This window comes from Paucibacter sp. JuS9, assembly GCF_044043925.2.
Taxonomy (GTDB): domain Bacteria; phylum Pseudomonadota; class Gammaproteobacteria; order Burkholderiales; family Burkholderiaceae_C; genus JAUASW01.
In genome coordinates, this window is sequence record NZ_CP194172.1 from 381,422 (window position 1) to 402,016 (window position 20,595).

General features: G+C 58.8%; 18 protein-coding genes and 1 pseudogene. 5 read left to right on the plus strand and 14 right to left on the minus strand.

The window, feature by feature from the left end:
* Positions 1-34: 34 nt before the first annotated feature.
* Entirely contained in the window at positions 35-703 is a 669-nt protein-coding gene (locus ABT392_RS01620) for a hypothetical protein (protein WP_395384281.1), read from the plus strand.
* Between the two features lie 42 nt (positions 704-745).
* Here ABT392_RS01620 and ABT392_RS01625 read toward each other — a convergent pair whose 3' ends face one another.
* Positions 746-1,066 (minus strand): zinc-finger-containing protein, encoded by a 321-nt coding sequence (locus ABT392_RS01625; RefSeq protein ID WP_395384280.1) that lies wholly within the window; start codon positions 1,064-1,066, stop codon positions 746-748.
* A gap of 462 nt (positions 1,067-1,528) precedes the next feature.
* Here ABT392_RS01625 and ABT392_RS01630 point away from each other — a divergent pair, with 462 nt between their 5' ends.
* Together ABT392_RS01630 and ABT392_RS01635 are read left to right on the plus strand one after the other, a co-directional pair.
* Positions 1,529-2,500, plus strand: a complete 972-nt coding sequence (locus tag ABT392_RS01630; protein WP_395384279.1) for a PIN domain-containing protein — start codon at positions 1,529-1,531, stop codon at positions 2,498-2,500.
* Positions 2,501-2,502: 2 nt separating this feature from the next.
* Entirely contained in the window at positions 2,503-4,926 is a 2,424-nt protein-coding gene (locus ABT392_RS01635; RefSeq protein ID WP_395384278.1) for a hypothetical protein, read from the plus strand.
* A 211-nt stretch (positions 4,927-5,137) separates the two neighbouring features.
* On the opposite strand, the gene ABT392_RS01640 is transcribed toward ABT392_RS01635, so the two are convergent.
* Both ABT392_RS01640 and ABT392_RS01645 read right to left on the minus strand, forming a co-directional pair.
* Complete coding sequence (locus ABT392_RS01640; protein ID WP_395384277.1) at positions 5,138-7,261, minus strand: relaxase/mobilization nuclease domain-containing protein; 2,124 nt, start codon at positions 7,259-7,261, stop codon at positions 5,138-5,140.
* A 46-nt stretch (positions 7,262-7,307) separates the two neighbouring features.
* Positions 7,308-7,781, minus strand: a complete 474-nt coding sequence (locus ABT392_RS01645) for a hypothetical protein (protein WP_395384276.1) — start codon at positions 7,779-7,781, stop codon at positions 7,308-7,310.
* Between the two features lie 1,056 nt (positions 7,782-8,837).
* On the opposite strand from ABT392_RS01645, the gene ABT392_RS01650 reads away from it, so the two are divergent.
* Both ABT392_RS01650 and ABT392_RS01655 read left to right on the plus strand, forming a co-directional pair.
* Positions 8,838-9,782, plus strand: a complete 945-nt coding sequence (locus tag ABT392_RS01650) for a hypothetical protein (protein WP_395384275.1) — start codon at positions 8,838-8,840, stop codon at positions 9,780-9,782.
* 517 nt (positions 9,783-10,299) lie between these two features.
* Positions 10,300-10,839 (plus strand): HAD domain-containing protein, encoded by a 540-nt coding sequence (locus tag ABT392_RS01655; protein WP_395384274.1) that lies wholly within the window; start codon positions 10,300-10,302, stop codon positions 10,837-10,839.
* A gap of 42 nt (positions 10,840-10,881) precedes the next feature.
* On the opposite strand, the gene ABT392_RS01660 is transcribed toward ABT392_RS01655, so the two are convergent.
* From ABT392_RS01660 to ABT392_RS01710, 11 genes and pseudogenes are all read right to left on the minus strand, one after another.
* Positions 10,882-11,751, minus strand: a complete 870-nt coding sequence (locus tag ABT392_RS01660) for an HAD domain-containing protein (RefSeq protein WP_464970887.1) — start codon at positions 11,749-11,751, stop codon at positions 10,882-10,884.
* The gene (locus ABT392_RS01665; RefSeq protein WP_395384272.1) at positions 11,748-12,002 is read right to left on the minus strand and encodes a hypothetical protein; all 255 of its coding nucleotides are present in this window, start codon (positions 12,000-12,002) and stop codon (positions 11,748-11,750) included. Before ABT392_RS01665 ends, ABT392_RS01660 begins: the two co-directional genes overlap by 4 nt.
* Positions 12,003-12,226: 224 nt before the next feature.
* Positions 12,227-12,517 carry a hypothetical protein gene (locus tag ABT392_RS01670; protein WP_395384271.1) on the minus strand — a complete coding sequence of 97 codons (291 nt, stop codon included), beginning with the start codon at positions 12,515-12,517 and terminating at the stop codon, positions 12,227-12,229.
* Complete coding sequence (locus tag ABT392_RS01675; RefSeq protein ID WP_395384270.1) at positions 12,514-13,707, minus strand: HAD domain-containing protein; 1,194 nt, start codon at positions 13,705-13,707, stop codon at positions 12,514-12,516. The genes ABT392_RS01670 and ABT392_RS01675 overlap by 4 nt, the downstream gene beginning before the upstream one ends.
* Positions 13,704-14,477 carry a metallophosphoesterase gene (locus ABT392_RS01680; protein ID WP_395384269.1) on the minus strand — a complete coding sequence of 258 codons (774 nt, stop codon included), beginning with the start codon at positions 14,475-14,477 and terminating at the stop codon, positions 13,704-13,706. Before ABT392_RS01680 ends, ABT392_RS01675 begins: the two co-directional genes overlap by 4 nt.
* Positions 14,474-14,905, minus strand: coding sequence for a hypothetical protein (locus ABT392_RS01685; protein WP_395384268.1), 432 nt, complete (start codon positions 14,903-14,905; stop codon positions 14,474-14,476). The genes ABT392_RS01680 and ABT392_RS01685 overlap by 4 nt, the downstream gene beginning before the upstream one ends.
* Positions 14,905-15,651 (minus strand): metallophosphoesterase family protein, encoded by a 747-nt coding sequence (locus ABT392_RS01690; RefSeq protein ID WP_395384267.1) that lies wholly within the window; start codon positions 15,649-15,651, stop codon positions 14,905-14,907. The genes ABT392_RS01685 and ABT392_RS01690 overlap by 1 nt, the downstream gene beginning before the upstream one ends.
* Positions 15,652-16,188: 537 nt before the next feature.
* Positions 16,189-16,836 (minus strand): hypothetical protein, encoded by a 648-nt coding sequence (locus ABT392_RS01695; RefSeq protein ID WP_464970888.1) that lies wholly within the window; start codon positions 16,834-16,836, stop codon positions 16,189-16,191.
* Positions 16,833-17,600: a DUF4276 family protein gene (locus tag ABT392_RS01700; protein ID WP_395384265.1), complete on the minus strand. Its 768-nt coding sequence runs from the start codon at positions 17,598-17,600 to the stop codon at positions 16,833-16,835. Before ABT392_RS01700 ends, ABT392_RS01695 begins: the two co-directional genes overlap by 4 nt.
* A gap of 275 nt (positions 17,601-17,875) precedes the next feature.
* Positions 17,876-19,498: a P-loop ATPase, Sll1717 family gene (locus ABT392_RS01705; protein WP_395384264.1), complete on the minus strand. Its 1,623-nt coding sequence runs from the start codon at positions 19,496-19,498 to the stop codon at positions 17,876-17,878.
* Positions 19,499-19,829: 331 nt separating this feature from the next.
* Positions 19,830-19,958 (minus strand): annotated as a pseudogene (locus ABT392_RS01710) (integrase); the annotation flags it as partial.
* Between the last annotated feature and the right edge of the window lie 637 nt (positions 19,959-20,595).

Consider the following 20,595-nt stretch of genomic DNA (forward strand, 5'->3'; position numbering starts at 1 on the left):
GTACGACTACCAGCCAGGTTGGAACTCGCCAAAGATGACCCTGATTGTTCATTCGCAGTGTGCCTATGCCTCCTATTCGCGTGACGACATACCGTGGCGGCAAGACGATTACAACGCCAACAAGCTTGTCAAATCGCTGAAGGGTGAAGCGATAAACGGATACGCCCAGATTCGGGATCACCGAGGCAACTGGCATCGAATTGTGATGGGCAACCGACAACCAGCATTAAGTTGCTTTGCGGTCTGGGCACTACGAACGCTCACGGTCCATGCGGCGCCTCCAATCACACTGGTCCCTGTTCCCTCGTCGCGATGTACGGAATTCAATGCCGCATGCGCGCCCAATGATATGGCAGAGGCGGTACGCAGCTTGGCTCCAGAACAGGTTCGCATTGCTCGACTACTAAGATTTGTGCAGATCCTGCCTCGATCCCACGATGGAGGTACTCGGAATGCCGAAGTCCTGCGAGCGAATCTGACGGTCGACGATCCCCGTCTCGTCACCCCAAACTCTAGAGTCGTGCTGGTCGACGACGTCAATACAACTGGGGGTCACTTGCGAGCGTGCGCGGCAGCATTGCGAAGTGTCGGGGTACGGGTTGACATGTCGCTGGTTGCCGGCAGGACGGTTTGGGCGCAGGAGCCTGACGCGTTCAACCTTCAGCCAGTGGATCTGGAGGCGCCAATCGCCTTTGGCTTCTGAGATGGGAAAGAGCTGAAGTTCGAACGCCCGAGTCAGGGACCATTAGCCTGAAATAACTCCAAACCGCTCCCAGACGATCTGTCCGACCCGCCTGCAGTCCTCGAGTTCCATGAGACCGATATGGCAGCGATGGCGTGAGATGCCAAGTTCCTGCGCTAGCCTCAGATAAGCATCCGGACGGGGCAGAAGGTCTTGTTGCCAGACAGGGTCGAAACCTGCCGCGGCGTCAGACGCAAATCCACAAGCATGAATACAAGTTCGACTCCAAGGCCCGAGGAGATCGCAGCCGTTCGAAGCGGCCGCTTCTCGAATGCCGCACTGGCTGGCGGCCCCCTGCGGAACGGCCAGGTCATCAGCAGTCATTCGCTACTCCTCGAGGTCGACCTCCGACTCGCCTACTGCGCCGGAGCCTGGCTGTCGGTCATCGTGCTCGCCTGCTCTGCTGTCGAAGCACAAGCTCGCCAGGTCACTTCTAACGACTATTCGGCCTCAGCGCAGCAGCTATTCGCTGATGACGCTGACCTTCAATGGCTTCGCTCCTTGCGGAACGAACTGGTTCACGCCAGCGAACCGGGGACGGTCTCTCAGGTCTGGAGAGTTGGAGGAGGAGACATCGGCGCCAACCAGGCTGCGCTTGAAGTTGACGCAACGAGGGCGGTCGAAGTCATGTTTCGTGCGATTTATGGATCTACAGGGACAAGGACACGCCGCTAGCCGTCGAGTTGCGATGACCAGCGCGCGGCAACGTGGCGGCCGCGGTGCTTCACCCTAAAATCCTTGCTGACCTGATGGGCGCTGGCGCGCCGCGAGGCGCTGCATATGCCCATGCCTATCTTCCACGTCATCCTTGACACGAGCGTCCTGAGACCGGCGCAGTTTCCGTCCAGCCTCTTCGACAGGCTGCTCAGGCGCGTGAATCAGGGCACGATGAAGCTCTACATCCCTGAAGTGGTGCTAGAAGAGCGGCGCACGCAAATGCTTTACGAGTTCAACGCGCATGCCGAGCAGGCGCGCGGTGCGCTGTTGAAGATGGCGGAATCACCGCTGAGCATGCTGCTGCAGGGCATCCCCATCCCGACGAGCGTGGATCTGCCGACGCGCGAAGACGTTGATCGCAACTCACGGGCGGTTTTTCGGAAGTACCTGGAAGACAGGAAAGTGGAGATCCTGCCATTCACGCCCGAACACGCACGGCAGGCCTTTGAACGGTACATGCATGGCATGCCGCCGTTCAGGCCGGCCTCGGACCGTGAGCCTGAGCGCAAGCACATCCCGGATTCCTGGATCTTTGAGGCCGCCCTGGACCTAAAGGTCAGGCCGGGGCGCCACTGCGTTCTGGTCAAGGATGCTCGATTCGAGCAGGCGCTGCAGGATGCGGGCTTCGAAGTGTTCAAGCGGATCGATCTGTTGGACCAGGCGATCGAGGAAGCAACCGCCGTCGTGCCGATCCGCCCGGCCGGTCCCGCAGTCGATCCAGGAACAGCGTCTCCGACAGAAGGCGAGTTGGAGCCTGCACTGTCGACACTGGACAGGCTGCGTGCCGATTCCTTCAAGAACTTCGACGTTGTCCTGATCGGCATGAACGAGGCTTTGAACAACCCCGACAAGGAAAAGCTGTTCTCGACGCTTGAGAGCCTGGAGGTCGACAGGGCGAAGGCGGAACTGATGGCCAACACGCTGGTGGCATGGGGCGTGTTCAGGGAGGTTGGCAATCGGCTTCTGCCGACAAACGTCCAGTTGGCTCAGAGCATGGCGGCCGAACCCGCGGTGCGCGCGCTGCTGATGAGGTTGATCTGACTATGGACTTCGATCTCCGCCTTGCAGCTCTCGCCAACCTTGTGACTGACCCATCGCCGGCGGTCGAAGGAAAGCTGCTGACCGAAATGGACCGGGTTGAAGGGGTTCTAAACACCAGCACCGAGTACGACGACCTCACCGCAGCATTAAAGATTCTGGCCGTCCTGGCCACTCGTTTCAGCTACCGCGTCCTTCCCATGCTGACCGCCTTCGTTCGCTCGGTGCAGCAGCGGGAGCTGACATGGGGTGGCGAGCCGGTAGCCGCCAGCCATCGAAGGTACCGCTCAGCCGAGCAACTGATCCGCGAAGCGGTCGACGTTCCGCATGCCGTTCGCTACATCCACATTGATGCGCTGATGGACTTCCTGTTGGAGATCGCGCGCTCCAAGGACTCTGACACTCGCAACAAGGCGGAGCGCGCGCTGGAATCGCTGGCCACTTTCGACCTGAACCTGTTCTACGGCACTCCGCCATTGGGCGCGCGGCCGCAGCAGGAGATCGTCGAGTACTTCGCTAGGATGGAGGATGGACCGCTCCTCGCCAACGGGGGCATCGCGCTAAGCATGCTCCGGAACGTACTGTCGCCCGCGATCGAAGGCCACACTTGGACCTACAACGCGGTGAACATCAGCCGTGGTGGCGTGCCGGCAGGAGGAGGCGTCGCCGAGATGCGAGACGCCGCCATCGCTCTGCTCAAGCGGATGTTCCTGCTGAGCGAGGATGTGCCACACCGCAAGCGCGTGTTGCAGACATTTGGGTCAGCAACACGCCGCGAGCGTCCAAGCAGCGATGTCCGGACCTCTGAGATGTTTGAGCGCAATGCCGTCGAGGTCCTGAACTTCCTTCGGGACCAAGTCGCATCGCAGGAACTGCAGTTGGTCCAGTCCATTGAGCACGATGCCTATTGGAATTTCTATCACGCGGCTTCGCAGCCGATTGCGGCGGCGGCTCTAGAGATTCGAGACGCGATCTCCCAGCTCAGCGAATACACGATTTACAAGGACCTGATCGGCTTCGAAGGCATCCATGGCGTCTGGGAGGAACTCAAGAGTTCCCAGACCGACTGGGAGAACAGTGACAAGACTAGGCGCGCCGCTTCCGAGCGGTACTTGCAAGAGATCACACCGGAAACATACCCAAAGTGGCGAGCGCGCATTCTGGAGTTCGCCAAGACTCGGTCCGACGACCTAGCTATGTTTCCGTTCTTCTACGATTTCCTGAGGTCACTGGCGCGGCGGATGCCAGCCATGGCGCTGGACCTGCTGCAGAACGATGAAGGCCGGATGCAGCCCTTTGAGATTGCATTGCTGCGTGGCCTGTGGGAGAGCGACCGCGCGCTAGACGCACTGACTCTAGTGAAAGGTTGGATGGCCGTCGACCGGTCCAAGCTTTCTACGATTGCCAAATCCTTGAATGTCGATGAGCGCCCACGCTTAGAGCTGTTGGCCGAGATCATGGATGAGGCCGCGAAAGCAGATGACTCGGAAGGTACGGCCGCTATCGTTGAGTCGATGGGCATTGCCGCTCGCCAATTCAGCCTCGGCCAAGCAGAAGCCAAGGGCATCTTCCAGAAGGGGATGCGGTTGGTGACAGCTCGCAACGATCCGCGCTGGGTCAACGTGGTCTGGTTCAGCCGGGATATCAGCAAGCTGGTCGAGGCCATGGATGCTGAAGAGCGCGCCGAGGTGCTGGCCAGTATCGTATCGGTCAGGAAGATCGGATATGAGACTGAGGAAGTGCTGTCCGCCATCGGCAAGACCGATCCCAAGGCGGTGCTGAACTTCATGATGACCCGCGTGCGCACAGAGCGGGAGCTCGAGGATGATCCGAGCCTCACCGACGGCGACGAGGCCCGCTTCGAGGCCATTCCATACAACTTGCACAGGGTGGACAAGCTGCTGTCGACGCTGCCCGGCGAGTTGCTGCGCGCCGTTAGGGCGGAGTTCACGTCTGACGACGCAGGCATGTTCCCGTACTACGGCGGCGCGCGCCTCATCAAGGCGGTGTTTCCTGACTTCAACGCGGCCTTGCAGGCCGAGCTGCTGTCCTTCAGCAAGACGGGGCATCCGACGGACATTGATTTCGTGATCGGTGTTGTGCGCACCTACGCCGGCGACGTGCCGGTCCTCGACATCTGCAAGGAGATCATCAAGGTGGTCCCGGAGCGGTCCTCAGCCTGGGGCGAGGTGGCTGCAGCGATAGAAAGCACCGGTGTCGTGCGGGGCGAGTTCGGCATGCTCGAGGCCTATCAGGCCAAACGCGCCGAAATTGCTGCCTGGAAGAACGACGAGAGCCCACGCGTACAGGCCTTCGCCGTCTGGCTCATCGACAGCCTTGACCAGATGATCCTCAGCGAACGCCAGCGGGCTGAAGCTGGCATCGAGCTACGCAAGCACCGCTACGGCGTCGGGTCGGATCCGACGTAGTGCAACCAGGCATGTTTATGTGCATAGCTCGCGGCACGGGCGCCACTCAGGGAGGAACGACGCACACTGTCTTGGGACGATGAACAAACGCATTGAAGCCCATTCTGTTTGCCGGCCTCGCCGCGTCGTTCCGAGGTAGCACTCAGCGCCGTGCAAGCCGATGGTTTGCAGCTTGCAGGCGCTGGCCCGGTGGTGCGGGTCATCCACGACGCTACCTCCGGTTCCGCTTGCTACGCTGCGCCTCGGTGGAGGCATCGCGCGCACTTCGTCGCTTCTCCATGATGTCGCGGCCGTAGGCTTCGATCACCACTTCCATCTCCATACCTGCTGTCGCTTCCGCTGCCACTTGTTTCTGCATTGCGGCCGGGCTCCGCAAGGCGGCCGGCGACAGCCGCGAGAGCGCCTCACCAGCCCGGTCCGGCAAGTGCGCCAGTGCCATCGCGTTCGATCCTGCGGTCCTGTCGAATTCGCGCCATGCCACCAGATCGGGCTCGCGGCCCTCGGCGCGCTCGCGCTGTAAGAACGCAGCCGCGGCCTGCAGGTACACCACATCTCCGCCGCCTGAAGTCACGCGCTCGCGCAACGAGGCCAAGATCTTGCCCAGTCGGCGTTGGAACTCAGCCTGGTGCATCAGCGTGGCTTGGTTCAACGTGCTCGCCATGGCGAGTTCCTCCGCGGACCCGACCTTCTGCAACGGCTTTGGCGGATCCGACGGCGTCTGAGACTTGAGCACTCCGGGCATTGGCGCATTCATCACAGCATCTGCCGGTACGCTGGCTCCACGGCTGAGCAACCCAGGTTTCAGGCTTGGGACTCTTTCGACAGCTCCAGTGCCAGCCGGAGCTCGTCGCAGTCCGTCAGCTGATGCTCGCTGCTTGGCGACCAGGTCAGGAGCTGCATCGCGCGGCAATAGGCCTGCACCTTGCTGCGATCCTCGACTTGTGTCGAGTACCAAAGCGCCAGAGGGCAACGTACGCAGACTGTCAAGGGTTGCTTGTCCGGTGATAGTGCGGCCACCAGCGGCCGCAATGGTAGTGAGAGAAGAGCTTCCACTGGCGTGAACACGGGCGTAGGCTGAGAGCTGTTGTGGGTGCTTGACATAGTTGGGGGCGCCGACGGCGCTAGTAGTGGTTGAGAGAGTCTTAGCGGCGCGTTGACGCTGGTTCGTCATCCACCTAAGGAGTTCCTCTGCAGCCCTCCTGGCGAAAGTCGCATCAGATGCTCTCTTGGCTGGTGCCTGTGGAGCTAGATCCATGACCGATGCAAGGCCAAGCGCTTCGGCAATGGTTTGGGTCTTCAGTGGAGCGAGGACGACGACTTCAACGTCGACTACCTTGATCTCGAGCGCTGACTCCACCAACACCGGATGGATAGGCGCCACCGGATGTGATTTCGGCACCGAGGCCACAGCGGCAGTGGCGTCCTTGACGCGGTCGCGGTCGCGGTCGCTGCGCTTCTTCAGCAGGTGGAGATCCTCTGGCTGGTAGCCAATGTCTTTGGACAGCCGCGGCCAGCTGTAAATACGGCCGATGTCCGAGGCCGCGAAACGGCTGCCGTCGGGTGTCGAGAAGGACAGACCTTGCACTCTGTCCCTGTCCTGGCCGGCAATGCTGGCGTGGACGATGATGCCAGCGTCCTCGACAACCTTGAGGAACGCGCCGAGGCCGCCAAGCTCTCCCTTTGAGCGGGCAAGAGCCAATACCTTCTGCAACTCGCCGCGTGGGTCGATAGGATCCAGACCGGCTTTGGCGAGCTTGTTGTTGATACGCTCGATGCGCTGACGCTCCTTGGTGCTGGCCTTACGGGTCCGCGGCTCGCTATCGGCAAGTTTGTAGGTGACTTCGCCGTCTGGACCCACTACTGCAATGAATGACGGGCTTCTTGAGATCGACAAACCGTACTCGATCTCCATGTCCGCGACAATTTTGGTCGTATTGAAGTTCGCATTCCGTCCATACCAGAGCTGTCCATCTAGGGCGACTCGGCTCGCGACAATGTGGAGGTGAAGGCCTTCTGGTTCATCGTGAATGACGGCCGTCCATTGCATTAGCCCATCGCGAAAGCCCATGCGCTGCAGGTAGTCGCGTGCAAAGGCCTCGAGCCGCTCGTCGCTCATGTACTCGCCAGCAGGCAGCCGAAGGGCCTGGTGCCAAACTGGGGTCTTGCAGTCCGGTCGCAGAACGTAGGCGGCATCGAACTCCCGAACCATTTCCCTCTGATTGCGAGCGCCAAAGGCATCGCTGTTGCACAAGTGCCGTGCATTCTTGTTCTTGAAAACGTAGCGGACGACTCCGCGAAAATCATTGCCCCGACGAACGTTTTGCATGGCTTTCATTGGCGGGCCTCAGACTCGCAGTGATCGGTTGAGCGTCGAGTCCACATCACTTGAACATCGAGGCGAAGTCGTCAAGATCGAGAAGCGGCATCTCCTCCATGTCCGGCTGGGCGGGTGCCTCCAATGGTCGAATTCCCAACACGGCAGCTCGAGCCTGCGCTATGTCGCCGATGATGCCGTCCAGAACTTCTCGGTGGTCTGGATTCAAGCTGCCTGAGTTGATTGACTTGGTGGTCTGATTCACGTTGCTTGCTAGGCGACCGAGCACGGCCAATGCCTCCCGATTGACCGACGGAACCGAGAGCTTCACCTTGCGGCCGAATGACATGGTTCGCATGTATTCGGAGGCTCGCTTCTCGCCCTTTCTCGCGTTGGCGCCTCCCTGCGTGACAAGGTCGACGAGGTCCGGCTGACCCAGGCGGTCCGCAAGATCCTTGAGCTCGACTGCATTCAGCCAGACGCCAATTCGATGCTTTCGCTGACGGTGCGGTGGTAGCGGCTTAGGTCCTCGTTTTCCCATCAAAAATCTCCGATATCAGTTTGCGCAGTGGCCGGAGGCCGCGAGCAGGGTCCAGGGTGCAACCCTGGCAAGACGGCCGCAGGCCGAAACTTCACGCAGTGGAGTTGGCTCTTGCTCCGTGTTCCCCGGCCCCTTCCATCCTTGAGATATCACATGCTTTTTTTTCGTCAAGGAATCAGCAAAAGAATTTGAAATTGCCCAAGCTGATGGTGACGAACGCATCACAACGAGGCATGCATCTGGAGAACTAGACGCGCTGAGGTTTCGAACTTGAGCGCGTGAGATTCATGCCCTCCCGGGCTGGAACTGGCAGGCTGGCAGAAAAGTTCTAAGGCTCGTCAGCAAGCCAGCGCTGACCGCCAGATGTTGTCCAGTTAGACATCAACTGAGCATCAGTTGAGCATCAATTGATGTCTAGCTGGATCTTGGGCACGCCTACACACCAAGATGTCGAGCGGCGATGTCCAGTTGATGTCCAACTGAACACCAACTGGACATCAATTGATGCTCAACTGATGTTCAACTGGGCGAAATCCGATCAAGCATGTTGTCAGATGATCGCCAGAGTGGGGCGTTCCGCCGTGCTGAGGTGGCGCACGGTGAGTAGATGCGGCGCACTGAATGGCCATCGAGTTCGATGTCCTTTCTCTATCGAATTCCATGCACGAATGGCGGGCCCGGGCATAGACGCGTAATGTGTCCGCAAGACATTGCGACTGCAGCCGACCTGGTCGAACGACGAAAGTCTTAAGGCCTGCCTCAGCACCGGTGTCGGATAGGGTCGGGCTGAGCCCTCGTGCAGAAGGAATCCTCCTTCACTGGTCGCAGCCATTTGATGGCGGAAGAGGGCAGGTCAGGTCATGTCAACAATATTGATGATGCCACTGCACCTGGGCGCCGACATGCTCTGCCAAGTTGCGGCACCTATGTCCGCCGGGCATCGAGGGGTCGAATCGCGAGCTCAACGATGCCACCTCAGTTGATCGCGGTTGCATCTGAAAGGTGACCATGGCTAGTCCAATTGAGTGCTCTGCTGCGCTCCGCCCGCAGGTCGAAATGCTGACAGTCGACGAAGAGTACAAGCTATCTTTCCTCGAACTCGTCAACGAGTCGAACTACGAGGTCAAGAAGCAGCAGGCCAGCGCGACAGTTCCCGACTACTTCACCGGCAACTGGGATGAATTCAAAGAGATGCGTCGCGCTCGATTCGAGCTGATGCATCGCGAGATCAATGTGTCACGCTCGTCAGCCTACTACCGCTCGTTTGTCAGCACAGCCCAGCTCGCTGCATTCTTGGAATGCTGCCGGACGAACGAAGTTGGCATTGCCTGCTGTGTCGAGAACCAAACCGAGTTCGGCTGCCAGATCAGGGTCACCTACTTCCCTGAGGGAGGGAACGGCCAGATGTCGGATCCGACGCTCGTTGTGCCTGCAGAGCACCTGGTCAGCATCGGCGCGTTCGCGGCGAATCCATTTTCCGGCGAGGCCATCATTCAGCTGAGGCGGACATCTGGCAATCAGGTGATATCTGGGAACGTCTTTGGACGAGTCGCCGGCGGTGGCATGGTGAGCGACGAGTTCCTGGTGCCTGTGTATCGCCCACCAATCATCATCCAGCCGCCCCCTCCAAAGCCCGCACCAGACGTCAATGAGACCATTTGGCCAGGCGGCACCAATGAACTGTCCTTGACGATGCCGGCCAAACCATACCGCCGAGAAGTGCGGTTGATCGCATCGCAAACAAGCACTATCGAGGCTGGTGGGCCTAGGTTCAGGTTGGATGTGTATCAGGATGGGGCCCCCATGAATCCGCGCAACATTACGAATGACGTGATCCTTGCGACAGAATTTGGCGCCCCCAACAACGTATCGACCCTGGGCTATGAGGCGAAGCCATTCATCCTCGAAGCGGGGAAGACGACAACCTTCCGGGCTGTCGCCACAAATTGGGCAATGGTCTTGAGCGGGATGCAGCTCAAGGCGACAGGGACGCCCCTCTGAAGGGTCCTTTAAAGAGCGTATGCGGCGCCCCCCTAAATGTGATGGCATACAACAAGGCCGCCTGGGTCAATGTGATGAGCTACAGGACGGCGGCCTGGCAATGTGAGAACGAAGGCGGCGGCGACATCCGTATCGCGTCCTAGCCGACCAAGAAGCGGCACTTGAGGCCTGTTTGGGCCCAAATCGCTGCACACCAGATATTTGATTCACTGAGCGCCGCCGCTAGGAAGTGGCGGACGAGCTCGAAGCGGATGAACTACAGGAAGCCGCCTGCTCAAAAATGCGGCAAAGCGGATGAGTTGCAGGAAGCCAGCGCCCCAAAAACGCATGCTTTTTGGCCATAAGCATGCGATTTACCACCAAGGGCCAAATTTCCAACCGCAAATTGGAGAGATATCCAAAACACCATCGATGCCGGCTAGGCCTGATCGGGGCGCCGTTGGGCCGTCGAATTTGATGCCTTCCGACTATCGAGTTTTTCCTTGGCGGCCTGGCGTCGGCGTGCTATCCATCGTGGATGCACTTCTACATATTCCTGGACTTCGATGGCGTGCTGCATCCAGCAATTACTAGACCGGAGCACCGCTGGGCCAGCATGTATGTGCTGGCCGAGGTCCTCCAACGACGGCCACATGCACGGGTCGTCGTGTCCTCTTCATTCCGTGAATTCACGTGTGTGGAAGCGATGCAGGCGATCTTCCCTACTGATCTGCAGGACCGGGTAGTTGGCGCGACACCGATGATTCCCATCGGCGCCGGTGACGTCCGACTGCCAGGCCATCATCGTGAGGTGCTTGCCTGGCTTGCTGGTAACGGAGCATCGGACTCATCATGGCTTGCGCTCGACGACGACCCGGACCGCTATGCCGATGGCTGCCGCCAGCTGTATCTGGTCGACCCAAACACTGGCTTGACCTGGGCTGATGTGGTCGAGATTTGCGGCCGAATACCCAACCTCCTCGATCCGACGTTCGAGTCGACCGACGAGCAGCTGAATGATCTTGCTGAGCGCGCCTGGGCTGCAGTTGCGCGGACGGACAACACGGGCCCAGGCTAAGCGAGCTCGATTCTTGGCTGGGGTCATGGAAATCCATCACGACTAGCAGACCCCGCCAAATTTGATCGCGACCAGCATATCGATCACTCGCTGCTTGCCAGCGGCAGTTGCCGCGACCTCGAGAGGTGCCTGGCCATCCAGCAGTGGATGAGGCCGACGAAGCCAGGCCTCGGCCTCGTCAACAGTTTCGAACACGTTGGAGGCTAATTCGTGCAGGTCACCGCTGCGTACGACTTGAAACATGGTTGGAAATGCGACGCGCCATTTGTCCTCGGCCGCCTGGCAGCGAGCGGCAACCGCTGGATCGCTCAGGTCCTCGGCCACTTGATCCGGTCCGTCTAGTGAGTCGAACATGTCGATGATCGCGTCCGGCTCATGGTCTCGAATCGGATTCACCATGTTCGACATCCGTCGCAGCAGCTCGTTTTGCGTCGCGGGAGCCGAAATCCCTACTCGGCCATCGCACAACAGCAGATGGACGCGGTGTTCGTCAGGCCAGCCAATGCCGTCATCGTCGAGCGCCAGCCAACCTCGCGGCCGCCGGCGGGCAACGTCGCGGGCGATCTGAACGCCTCGAGGCAGCGATGCGAACTCCAGCTCTGCGCCCTGATCGGCGCCGTGGACAGAGCGATGGAAGGTGCCACCAACAAACCTCGCACGCAATTCCGACGGCAGCAGCTTGAGCGTGCGTGCGTAGCCAGGCCGGCGGCACCAGCTGCTGCTGAGCACCAACCCGATGCTGGGGTATGGTCGCAAGAGCTCGACTAGGAGATCGGCCCACTCAAATAGGCGCCGACCAGGCGCCTCCGTGGGACTCATGTAGATGCCCCGGCGTCGGTCCTGGTACACCGCATGGTGGTGCACGACGCCATCCAGGTCGAGGTAGAGCACCAGTTCCCCGCGTCCCTTCACCGCTCGAACTCCGCGGCCTTGATTGCAGGCTCAGCCAGTGCGCGCTGAAACTTGGCGAGGCAGCGCTGCGGAGCACCAGGCTCGTCGTCAGCTGTCCACATCAACATGGCTGGGTTCGCCGAATAGCCTTTCAGGCTGCCATCTGCCTCGTAGTGCACCTCGTGGACTGCGCTCCACGTGTCCTCGCCCGATCCGAACTCGATGACGCGTAAGTTCCAGTACGCGTGGCGCCGGCTGTATGCCTGATTCATCGGATGCGATCCCTGAGCAGCGACCGCAAGCCGCGGCGTACTCGGCTGCTGTGGCGGCGAGCACCCCTGGGCCCTTCGGCCTCGCCGTGATCTCAATGCCACCGTTCACTACCTGAAACCAAATCCTCTGGCCAAGACGCCACTGTGAAAGGCCTTCTGGCACCACGACCTCCTGGGTGCCGTCCTGCCGGCGTTTCAACCTGGTCGTGATCGACAGCTTCTGGCTACGTTTCAATTTGTGGCTCCGGGATGTCGACTCGAGCAACTGCAAAGATCTTTCCGCCTCGAACGAAGTCCTCGCACGTAAGTGCATTCCAGGCCTCATGCGAAAGCAAAAATTCAGATACCTCCGACCAGCTGAGACCGCTCACCACCGCTTGGGCCTGCAGTCCAACCAGCTTGGTGAATTCCTTCGGCGCAATTTCCTCAAGCTCGAAGCGCCCGATCAGAAGTCCACGACGGCGTATGCCGGCCTCAACGATGTCGGTTGTGACCGTCCACGTTGGCAAGCTCATGCCGGCCTCCCGAGTGCCACGAAGATTTCGCCGACGTGGTCCATGGTCAGCCCGACGCCAGGCTGGCAAAGCACCACGCGGCCGTAAAGCACCTCGCCCAGGACGAAGTGACGATGAAACCTTAGAGGTCCACCACTGTGCTTGTCATCGAGAACGACGAATGGCTCCCCGCAATGAAAGTGCTCGAGCCATGACTCGATGTCCATTTGTCTGTCGCCGGTGAAAGCGGCCTGGTAGCACCTCCAAGCCGGGCCCGGGTGAAGGCCATCTGCCACAAAGTCAAAGCCGGTCTTTCGCAGGACCAACTCGATCTGCGCGCGCGTGAAATGCTCGCGCCAGCTGCTGCTGATTACGTAGCGAACGCGGCCATGGAATTGATCGTGGACATTCTCGAGTGCCTCCCGCGCCGCCCGCGAGAAGAGTGCATCGAAAAATTCAGGCTCTGGCACCAGGCCATCGGCAAAGGCCTTGTGCAGCGAGGAGGCAGCAAACGGCTGGTCAACGCACAGGACCTCGTCGATGTCGAGGAACACCGTCGCCGCCCACCTCTGATCGGCCGGTAGCGCCCGCCACTGCTCTCGCCTCGCAGCTGCAGCGGCGACGGCATCTCCGGCCGCCGCCGCCTCGGCTTGCCGAGCTCGATCAATCGTCGCGACGATCTCGGCCTCTTCCTCGACGCTGATCTCGTGGATCGGTGGATTGGCCGACCGGTATCTCCGGCGTTGCGATGGCTGCGACCGTTCTCTCTGCTGGCGTCGCAGTTTCTGCCAGGCAAGAGAAAGCCGCGCTCGATCAAGACCGGTCGCTTGATCGCACAGCACCAGGTGGTCCCTTCTCACCGCCTGGTCAAACAGGTCCTGGTCGTCATCGAGCGCGATCCAGGCCGACTGTTCGTGGCCGTTGTCCATCAGCCAGGCCTTGCACTCGGAAGACCGTTCCGCGTCGACGCCAGAGCCCATTGACATCGGAGTCACGCCGATCACCCGCGCCTTGAGGTTGGGCTCGAAGTGAAACAACATTTCTCTGAGTTCGTCGAGTCCGTGGGTCTCTCGCCAGCTGCTCGAGATGACCAGCTGAATGCAAGGCTGCTCGCGCAGCCATGAGGCCAGCAACTTGTCGTGCTCAAAAAAACGGTCAACGCTGGCGCCAACTGGGTGCAGCACGCCGTCAATGTCCAAAAATACGATCATCGATTTTCGATTTCCAAGACCAAGGCAGGATCGAACTTCTGGTTTTCTTGACCGTGATACGAATGCCAATAGCCGGCAGGGTTCGCAACAACTCGGCAGCCAGCAACCTTGTAGTCAAAGCTGTCGTGCACATGTCCATGCACCCATAGGTCAGCCTGCCTCAGCAGCTCAGTCAAGTCGCTAGCGAAGGCGCCGTTGATGCGACTGCTGGTGTACCGCGGATGGATGCTCATCCGATGAGGTGCATGGTGCGAGACGACCACCGTCTTGCCTGCCCATGGCTTTGCAAGTTCATCCTCGAGCCAAGTGCGTGATGCCAGGTGATCGATCAGGGTGTCCGCAGTGCTGAGCAGCTGTCGATCTCTTGTCCGAATCTGAAAGTAGTCATTCAAGCTGACACCGACTTCCCGCATCGAGTCCGCTTGGGATCGACCAGGAACCTTGAAATCGGTCCACAGTGTGGCGCCAAGAAATCGCACGCCGCCAAACTCGACTTGGTCGTTGTCGAGGAAGGTGATGTTGGTTCCGGCGGCGGCTTCGCGCAACTCGGCGCGAGTGCGCTCCCAGTTGTGGCCATAAAACTCATGGTTTCCGGCGATATAGACCACCGGAACCGGCCAATCGGCAAACGCTTCGATGGCTTTGGTGCCTTGGCCGATGTCGCCGGCCAAGACGAGGAGGTCGGCACCTGGTGATGGCTCGATGATGCGAGCTGGCGTTCTCGGCCGCTGAAATTCCAGATGCAAATCGGACGCGAGCTGGATTTTCATTTCGACGTCCGCTGTGCGAAGTGCTCGTCGCACAACGTCAAGTACCACCCGCCGTGCTGCCGCAGCTCGGCCAGAGCACCACAGTCCTGGCAGGTCTTGTCAGCAACGTGCTGGGCTGCGTCGATCAGCTCGCGGACAGTGGACCAGGTGGGGGAGTCGTAGCTGCCGCGGTACTCGAGGTGGATCCGCAGCGTCCCAAATTTCTCCTTGAGCTGCGTAAATTGGAGCTTTCGAAGCTCACTAGGCGGCAACGTCGTCTCGATCTGATCGCAGAGCTGATCGACGACCTGGTACCAACCTGCAGCGAGGTCGCTCCAAATCTTTGGAGGCTTGTTTCGGAATAGCAGCGGGTGCGCCTCAGCCAGGCGCTTGATGGATGGGTCCCAGGGGCCAAAATATGGACTGACAAACGGATCCGGCTTGTCCATCACATTGATCTCCCTGCGCGTGCCTGGTCGAGCTCGCCAGGTCGGACGATGGACCAGGTCCAGTCCGTTGTGTCCAGCATTGACAAGCCACGCAGGCCCACGCCGAAGGACTTGAATCCCTGCGCCTGCCAGCGAGCCGAGCTGTTGAGTGCGTCGTGATGGTGGCCATGGACGGTGACCATTACTCCCAGCTGCTGGGCGAGGGTGTCGAGGATCGAGAAGCCGTTCGGGTGGTAGCCGCCGGCCTCGTGCGTGACCAGGATGTCTGCTCGCAGATCGGCCAGGTGGTCGACCTCGCTCGGGTAAATCGTGCCCCAGTGCCGGCGGTGCGGACCGCCGCCCCAGCGGTCCTGGCGCGGCGTCGCCTTGGCATGTGCCTCGCGGCTTCGGAAGGCCGGCTCGCCGCCTCGAGCGGCAGCCGGATCCGGGTACCAAACAGCCTCACGGAAGACGCCACCTAGACCGGCCAAGCGCGTGCCATCGGCCAGCTCAATGACGCGGCCGTGAATGTTCTGCTCGGCGAGCTCGCTACCCCACACCCGCATCCAGAGCTCATCGCTATCAGCGTCGTGGTTGCCGTGGATGAACCAGACAGGCACCTTGCGCTCGAGCAGTGGCGCCAATTCCTCGTGCAACGGCCTGGTGGGCTCCATGTCACCTAGTAGGACGACGGCATCGGCCTGGTGGGCGGAATCAATGATGTGCCGGAATTGAGCGTGTGGATCGCCAGCAAATAGGAGTCGCATCCTCCGTAGATATCACCTCAGTGGCCAGATGCCAATGCCGCCAGTGGTGCAATGGTTTTTCGGATATTCGATACGCGAGTGCGCGTTGCGAGGCTGAGACAGGGATGCTGCTTCTGGCCAAGTTTGAATGAAGTAGCGCTTCTTAGGTGGCGGTGGGAGCGGCCTGCTGCGCAGGCATTTTGGGCAAGCTGGCAGAAGGACGGTTAGGGCTTCTGGTGGGCGCCGCGCGGTTTGCTCTGACCAGGTTGCAGGCCATGACCTCAATCGAACGACGGCGGTGCAGCGGTAGCTGGCAATGGCCGCCGCCATTTATACGGACGCTGTATGGCATCAAGCAGTCATTGGGACTGGCTAAAGGTCGATAGCACGGATGGCCGCTCGTTGGGGTGCAGCAGTCGTAGAGCGCTTACGAGACAGCACTCGCGTCGGCATTGACCGCCTATATGTTCGTGCTTTTCTGGTGACAGAGAGGGACGCAGCGCAACCGGGAACTACCTTTAAGCGTCGGCGAGCGCCACTTGCCGCGGAAGCCTAGGATTAGAGTTCTATAAACGGGGGGGGCGCCATTGGGTGCCTAGACGGATTTGGCTGATGAGCCAACCAAACCGAAAGACGGGACCAGATTTGATTGCAGCATGAATAGATTGAGAAAGAATCGAAATCATGTTGCGCGCCCATTTGATCTAACGCTGCCAGTGCCGCTTCGCATAAGCCTTGAATATGCAGCAATAATGCGGCAACGCTTGCCTCATCCTCGCATGCCGCAAATGCGGTTTTAATTGCGGCGAATATTCCAGCAAAGATTGGGGTATACATGGGTCGATCATCGGGCGCAGTGATTGGGCAGTCATAACCCCACCAGATACCACCAGCCTGAGCAACGACATGGCCTAATCTGGCACCAGTATTGCATGCCCACGCGAAGACTTTACAAGTCCCCAACAGCTCCGCATCATTCGCTTGTAGCGCACCCATACGCACGTCATCAAGTAGCGCGTCTCTACTTCCATGAGACATGCAGAACAACGACTGGGGACCTATGGCCGAGGCAAGTGTCTGAAGCAGGTTTGCGCGCGTGGCATTCGCTCCAAATATATTAATATCGCCGGGCGAGGCGATCAATTGCGCGATCGCTAAATTGGCCGCAGTCTGCGTATCGTGTGCTGTGACAAAGACAATTGTCATGAGCGAGCTTTACGTCCAATCATGTCGCGAGCAATCCGAAGAAGCTCTGTGATGTATTGTTTCCCCAGGTCGCTACCCTCCACGACCTCTCTTGCCAAGCGGGCTGCATCGATAGTTGAGCCGTCCACAGTCTTCCAAACAACGGTTGAACTTGGAAGCTCTCGCAAGAGAGTTGCGAACACGTCACGATTGACAGAGCCTGTTAGTTGCTGGGCTTCGTCAGTCGCAGGGCGGCCAAGAATCTCAAACACTCCGGCAAGAAAGCTACGGAGCGAAGACGAGCGAGCGATGGCCTTCGGAACATCTATGCCCTGCAGAAATGAATATGCTTGGCCCGGAGGGGCTTTCTTAAAAACATGGCCCGCCAACACCTTTGGGTATGGAATACTTTCTGGCAACGGCGCTCGATCAAGAATTTTAGTTGCTTGCGCGCTTCGGGCTCCATCTCGAGCCTTGTCAATATCGGCAAAAAGCCAAGCCTCAATCGTTGGGATTGCACAATATACGGGAATGTGTGGATGCTTGAGTTTTGATAGCGCCAACTCGCGCGAATCGGCTGTACTCATCTCATCAGCGTCAATGAGGGCCAAGAATTTATCAGCGCCGCGGTTGTCTAAGCCCTTAATCGCCTCTCTAACTGCTTGAACTCCAAGGTGCGCTTGAATAGCAACTGACTCGGATACACCTGCGGCATCGAGGATATACCGCACGATAATCTTGTCTGTTGGACCCTCGACGAATATAGTCAGCTTTGCTTTTTTCATCGAATTTTACCTGGAGTGGCACTGAGCTATTGGCTTGAGGCTGGAAGAGAGTTCAGGTTGGCGCAGCTTCGCTGTAGCTTCGCGGCTGTATCGGTCCATGATGTTAAGCCGACGCAGGTCTAACGCACTTGGCCGGCAAGACTCGACCCGGAGCGGACTACCACCCTATCAAGTTCGAGGCAGGTGAGCGGATGTTCCTGGTCAATGGCGCCATCCAAGGTAACTTCCCAACCCGTGACGTGTTTGCCGCTCAACTGTAGGAAAGACGATCAACGCTACTTTGTAACCCGCGGTGGAATGGAAACCTCGAGTGCACGCCATAGCATCTTATGGATCGCAATCGTTGAGCTGTTCTTATATTGCCCCTCCGTGATACCGCGATCACCTAGATGGACCCAGCTTACCTTGTCCGTGGATTGAGGTTTGATGCCGACTGCGGATACTTCATACAAAATCTTGAAAATTTGCATAAGGCAATTGGAAGGCGTGCGCGTGTTATTTACATAGTCAGTGATCGTCCGCCTCAATAAGTCCTCCCCTGCAAGATCATTGAATATCGCTTCCATGAACTTGCTGAGATCCTGATCTGTTATTTCAGAGTACTTGAATGAGCCTGGTCGGCCGCGGATTATTTCAAATGCAAGCTGCAGATTGGGATAGTGGCTTCGCCATTCATCAATGAGAGAGCGAAGCCGACCCAGAGAGTACGCCTTTTCGGCGTCCTGAATGGCTGACGGTGAGATATACTCCTTGCCCTCGCTGATATCCAGACAACAATTGATATAAGAAATGATGTCACGAGGGCGATGAAGGCTTCGGTCAACAAGATAGTCCAGGGCGTTTTCTCTACGTACTTCCGTCTTGAAAACATCATTGAACATCACCTGCTTGCTCGTGTACTGCTCACGGATCAGTCGATTCAAACGAAGCTCAACTAGTTCCTGGAGCTGGTGCTTTTTCCATCTGAGTCGCAGGAACAGAGATTCGTATTTCTCCTCCTGAAAGCCAGCATCTCGAGTCGAGTCGAAAACTATACGCAGCAAGTCCTCGCGGATGGCTATGACGATTTTTACCGAGCGAACACGCTGGAAGGAACGGCAGGTTTCAATAAGCGCTCGGATCAATTTGTATCGGACAGCGTCATCAACCCAGGCCTCGTCAAGACGGTCAATCAAGAGATAGTATCGATTCATTGGATCGACGAAGATCTCATCCGCCAGCAGAGAAACAATCTCTCCAAGCTCTCTGACTTGATTCGCATTGACGATCGACTGAGCCTTGTGGACCACCTCCGCCCGCGTTTCCTCGGAAAGACTCTCGGCTCCTTTTGCGCTTAGCGAGATGCCGAACGCCTTTGCGTCAATTGCCCCTGAGAGTTGCTCTTCCAATTTCGCAGTAAATTCCTTAACGCGAAGCTCGGTGTCCTGCCAGAACTTGTCGCCCCACTGCTCGATGTAGCGCAGTGCGCGCTCTTTCGCTGGATCCTTCGAGAAGACGTCAACCAGGCTCTTCCAGTGAGACTTGGAATCCTTCTCGGTCACCTTGTAGCGGCGTCGGAGTAGTTCAACAACGAACACATGTTTCCACAGCAGCTGATAGAAGATGTCGAGCTTCACCCCAGCCTTCTCGAAGAACTGAATGATGTCCGAGTTGGCGATGTGATTGAGAGATAGGTCCTCGGCTTTGACCTCGAAGGCGTTCGAGGTGCCCAATTTCATGCGCTGTATCAAAGCGCTTTTGCCAGCGCCGACTCGGCCGACGACGATGCGCCTCGGCTCCTCGCAGTCCAAGAGTGTGTTGAGGTCGCCGGTGTCGTAGAAGCACTCGGACAAATACTTCTCGTCCGACTCGGCATCCATCGCGCCGATGGAGCTATTTCGCTTGAACGTGTATTTCATTGCCCTCCCAATCTTGTATTTCTGTAGAGGCAATTGTGCGAGCTTCCTTGCTGTACGACACCCGGGAAAGACCGCATCGGACCGCGTGGTCGTGGCTCACCGAAGGATGCATCCGCGCGCGATCATCGCCGATGGATCAAACCGCGAAGCCCTCTGCGCGGCGCTTTGCAGACAAGCGCGCGTAGCTGGGGCACCCGTAAGCGGACGCTAGCGAGCTTCCGCTCCTGGCCGGATCTTCCAGTTCGGGCTACTTTCCGATACTGGCCGATCGCCTCGCCAGCGCATCCGCCAAGTCGCTTGCCCGGCGGATGCGTCGCTCCTGCAATCTTGATCAGATTTCGGTCAGCTCGGAAATCTCACGGGCATCATCCACCACGATGCCGACGTACCGCACGGTCGACTCCAGTTTGGAATGCCCGAGGAGCAGTTGCACGGCGCGCAGGTTCTTGGTCCGCCGATACTATCGCTGTGAGTGATGGCGGCCACTTGCTCCAGCATGCTGCTTGCATTGCGGTCGAGCGGCTGGTTCCCGGGGCGAAGCAGCCTGTCGGAGCCGGCGGCGCTCAGTGACCGGTTTTCGTGGACGCTGCCGGGCAGGCCCTGGTTCGCGAATGTCTCTCATCAGCCTAAAACAGTCGTCTGGGCAATGGTCAGCCCAAACCAGCGCACTGCCAAGTCGGCAATCCTTGGCCGGCATAGACGGGCAACATTGTTGGAGTCTGCGGTGACGTGGCTGCAATTGGCATCTGAAAGTCGCTTGAGCATCAGGCGATCATCAAGAAGCCGCTGGCTGATATTGGCAAAGGCGCGCCAGCCATAGCCAACCCGCACGCGCTTGACAAGGTCGTGAACAGGTAATAACTCAGTGCACGGCTACCACCCAAACGATGGCCGAGCACCAAGTTCAACAGAAAGCGATCAACAACCGATGGAAACAAAGTCAACCCTCTCAATGGCAGCCTCAATTTTTGGCCGTGCCGCCGAGTGTGAAGATGAGGACGCTGCAGAGCGACTCGCCTTGCATGCGTACAAACTTCTAGGTGAACTGGACTCGCACTGCGATGCCCAGACACCTCGATGGATCAAGCTGGCGATTG

Coding starts and splice junctions, on each gene's coding strand:
- ABT392_RS01645 (WP_395384276.1), bottom strand. CDS start 7,781: ATGGGAAAACGAGGACCTAAGCCGCTACCACCGCACCGTCAGCGAAAG.
- ABT392_RS01665 (WP_395384272.1), bottom strand. CDS start 12,002: ATGAATCAGGCATACAGCCGGCGCCACGCGTACTGGAACTTACGCGTC.
- ABT392_RS01640 (WP_395384277.1), bottom strand. CDS start 7,261: ATGAAAGCCATGCAAAACGTTCGTCGGGGCAATGATTTTCGCGGAGTC.
- ABT392_RS01650 (WP_395384275.1), top strand. CDS start 8,838: ATGCTGACAGTCGACGAAGAGTACAAGCTATCTTTCCTCGAACTCGTC.
- ABT392_RS01630 (WP_395384279.1), top strand. CDS start 1,529: ATGCCTATCTTCCACGTCATCCTTGACACGAGCGTCCTGAGACCGGCG.
- ABT392_RS01680 (WP_395384269.1), bottom strand. CDS start 14,477: ATGAAAATCCAGCTCGCGTCCGATTTGCATCTGGAATTTCAGCGGCCG.
- ABT392_RS01670 (WP_395384271.1), bottom strand. CDS start 12,517: ATGAGCTTGCCAACGTGGACGGTCACAACCGACATCGTTGAGGCCGGC.
- ABT392_RS01655 (WP_395384274.1), top strand. CDS start 10,300: ATGCACTTCTACATATTCCTGGACTTCGATGGCGTGCTGCATCCAGCA.
- ABT392_RS01620 (WP_395384281.1), top strand. CDS start 35: ATGACCCTGATTGTTCATTCGCAGTGTGCCTATGCCTCCTATTCGCGT.
- ABT392_RS01685 (WP_395384268.1), bottom strand. CDS start 14,905: ATGGACAAGCCGGATCCGTTTGTCAGTCCATATTTTGGCCCCTGGGAC.
- ABT392_RS01705 (WP_395384264.1), bottom strand. CDS start 19,498: ATGAAATACACGTTCAAGCGAAATAGCTCCATCGGCGCGATGGATGCC.
- ABT392_RS01695 (WP_464970888.1), bottom strand. CDS start 16,836: ATGACAATTGTCTTTGTCACAGCACACGATACGCAGACTGCGGCCAAT.
- ABT392_RS01625 (WP_395384280.1), bottom strand. CDS start 1,066: ATGACTGCTGATGACCTGGCCGTTCCGCAGGGGGCCGCCAGCCAGTGC.
- ABT392_RS01675 (WP_395384270.1), bottom strand. CDS start 13,707: ATGATCGTATTTTTGGACATTGACGGCGTGCTGCACCCAGTTGGCGCC.
- ABT392_RS01700 (WP_395384265.1), bottom strand. CDS start 17,600: ATGAAAAAAGCAAAGCTGACTATATTCGTCGAGGGTCCAACAGACAAG.
- ABT392_RS01635 (WP_395384278.1), top strand. CDS start 2,503: ATGGACTTCGATCTCCGCCTTGCAGCTCTCGCCAACCTTGTGACTGAC.
- ABT392_RS01690 (WP_395384267.1), bottom strand. CDS start 15,651: ATGCGACTCCTATTTGCTGGCGATCCACACGCTCAATTCCGGCACATC.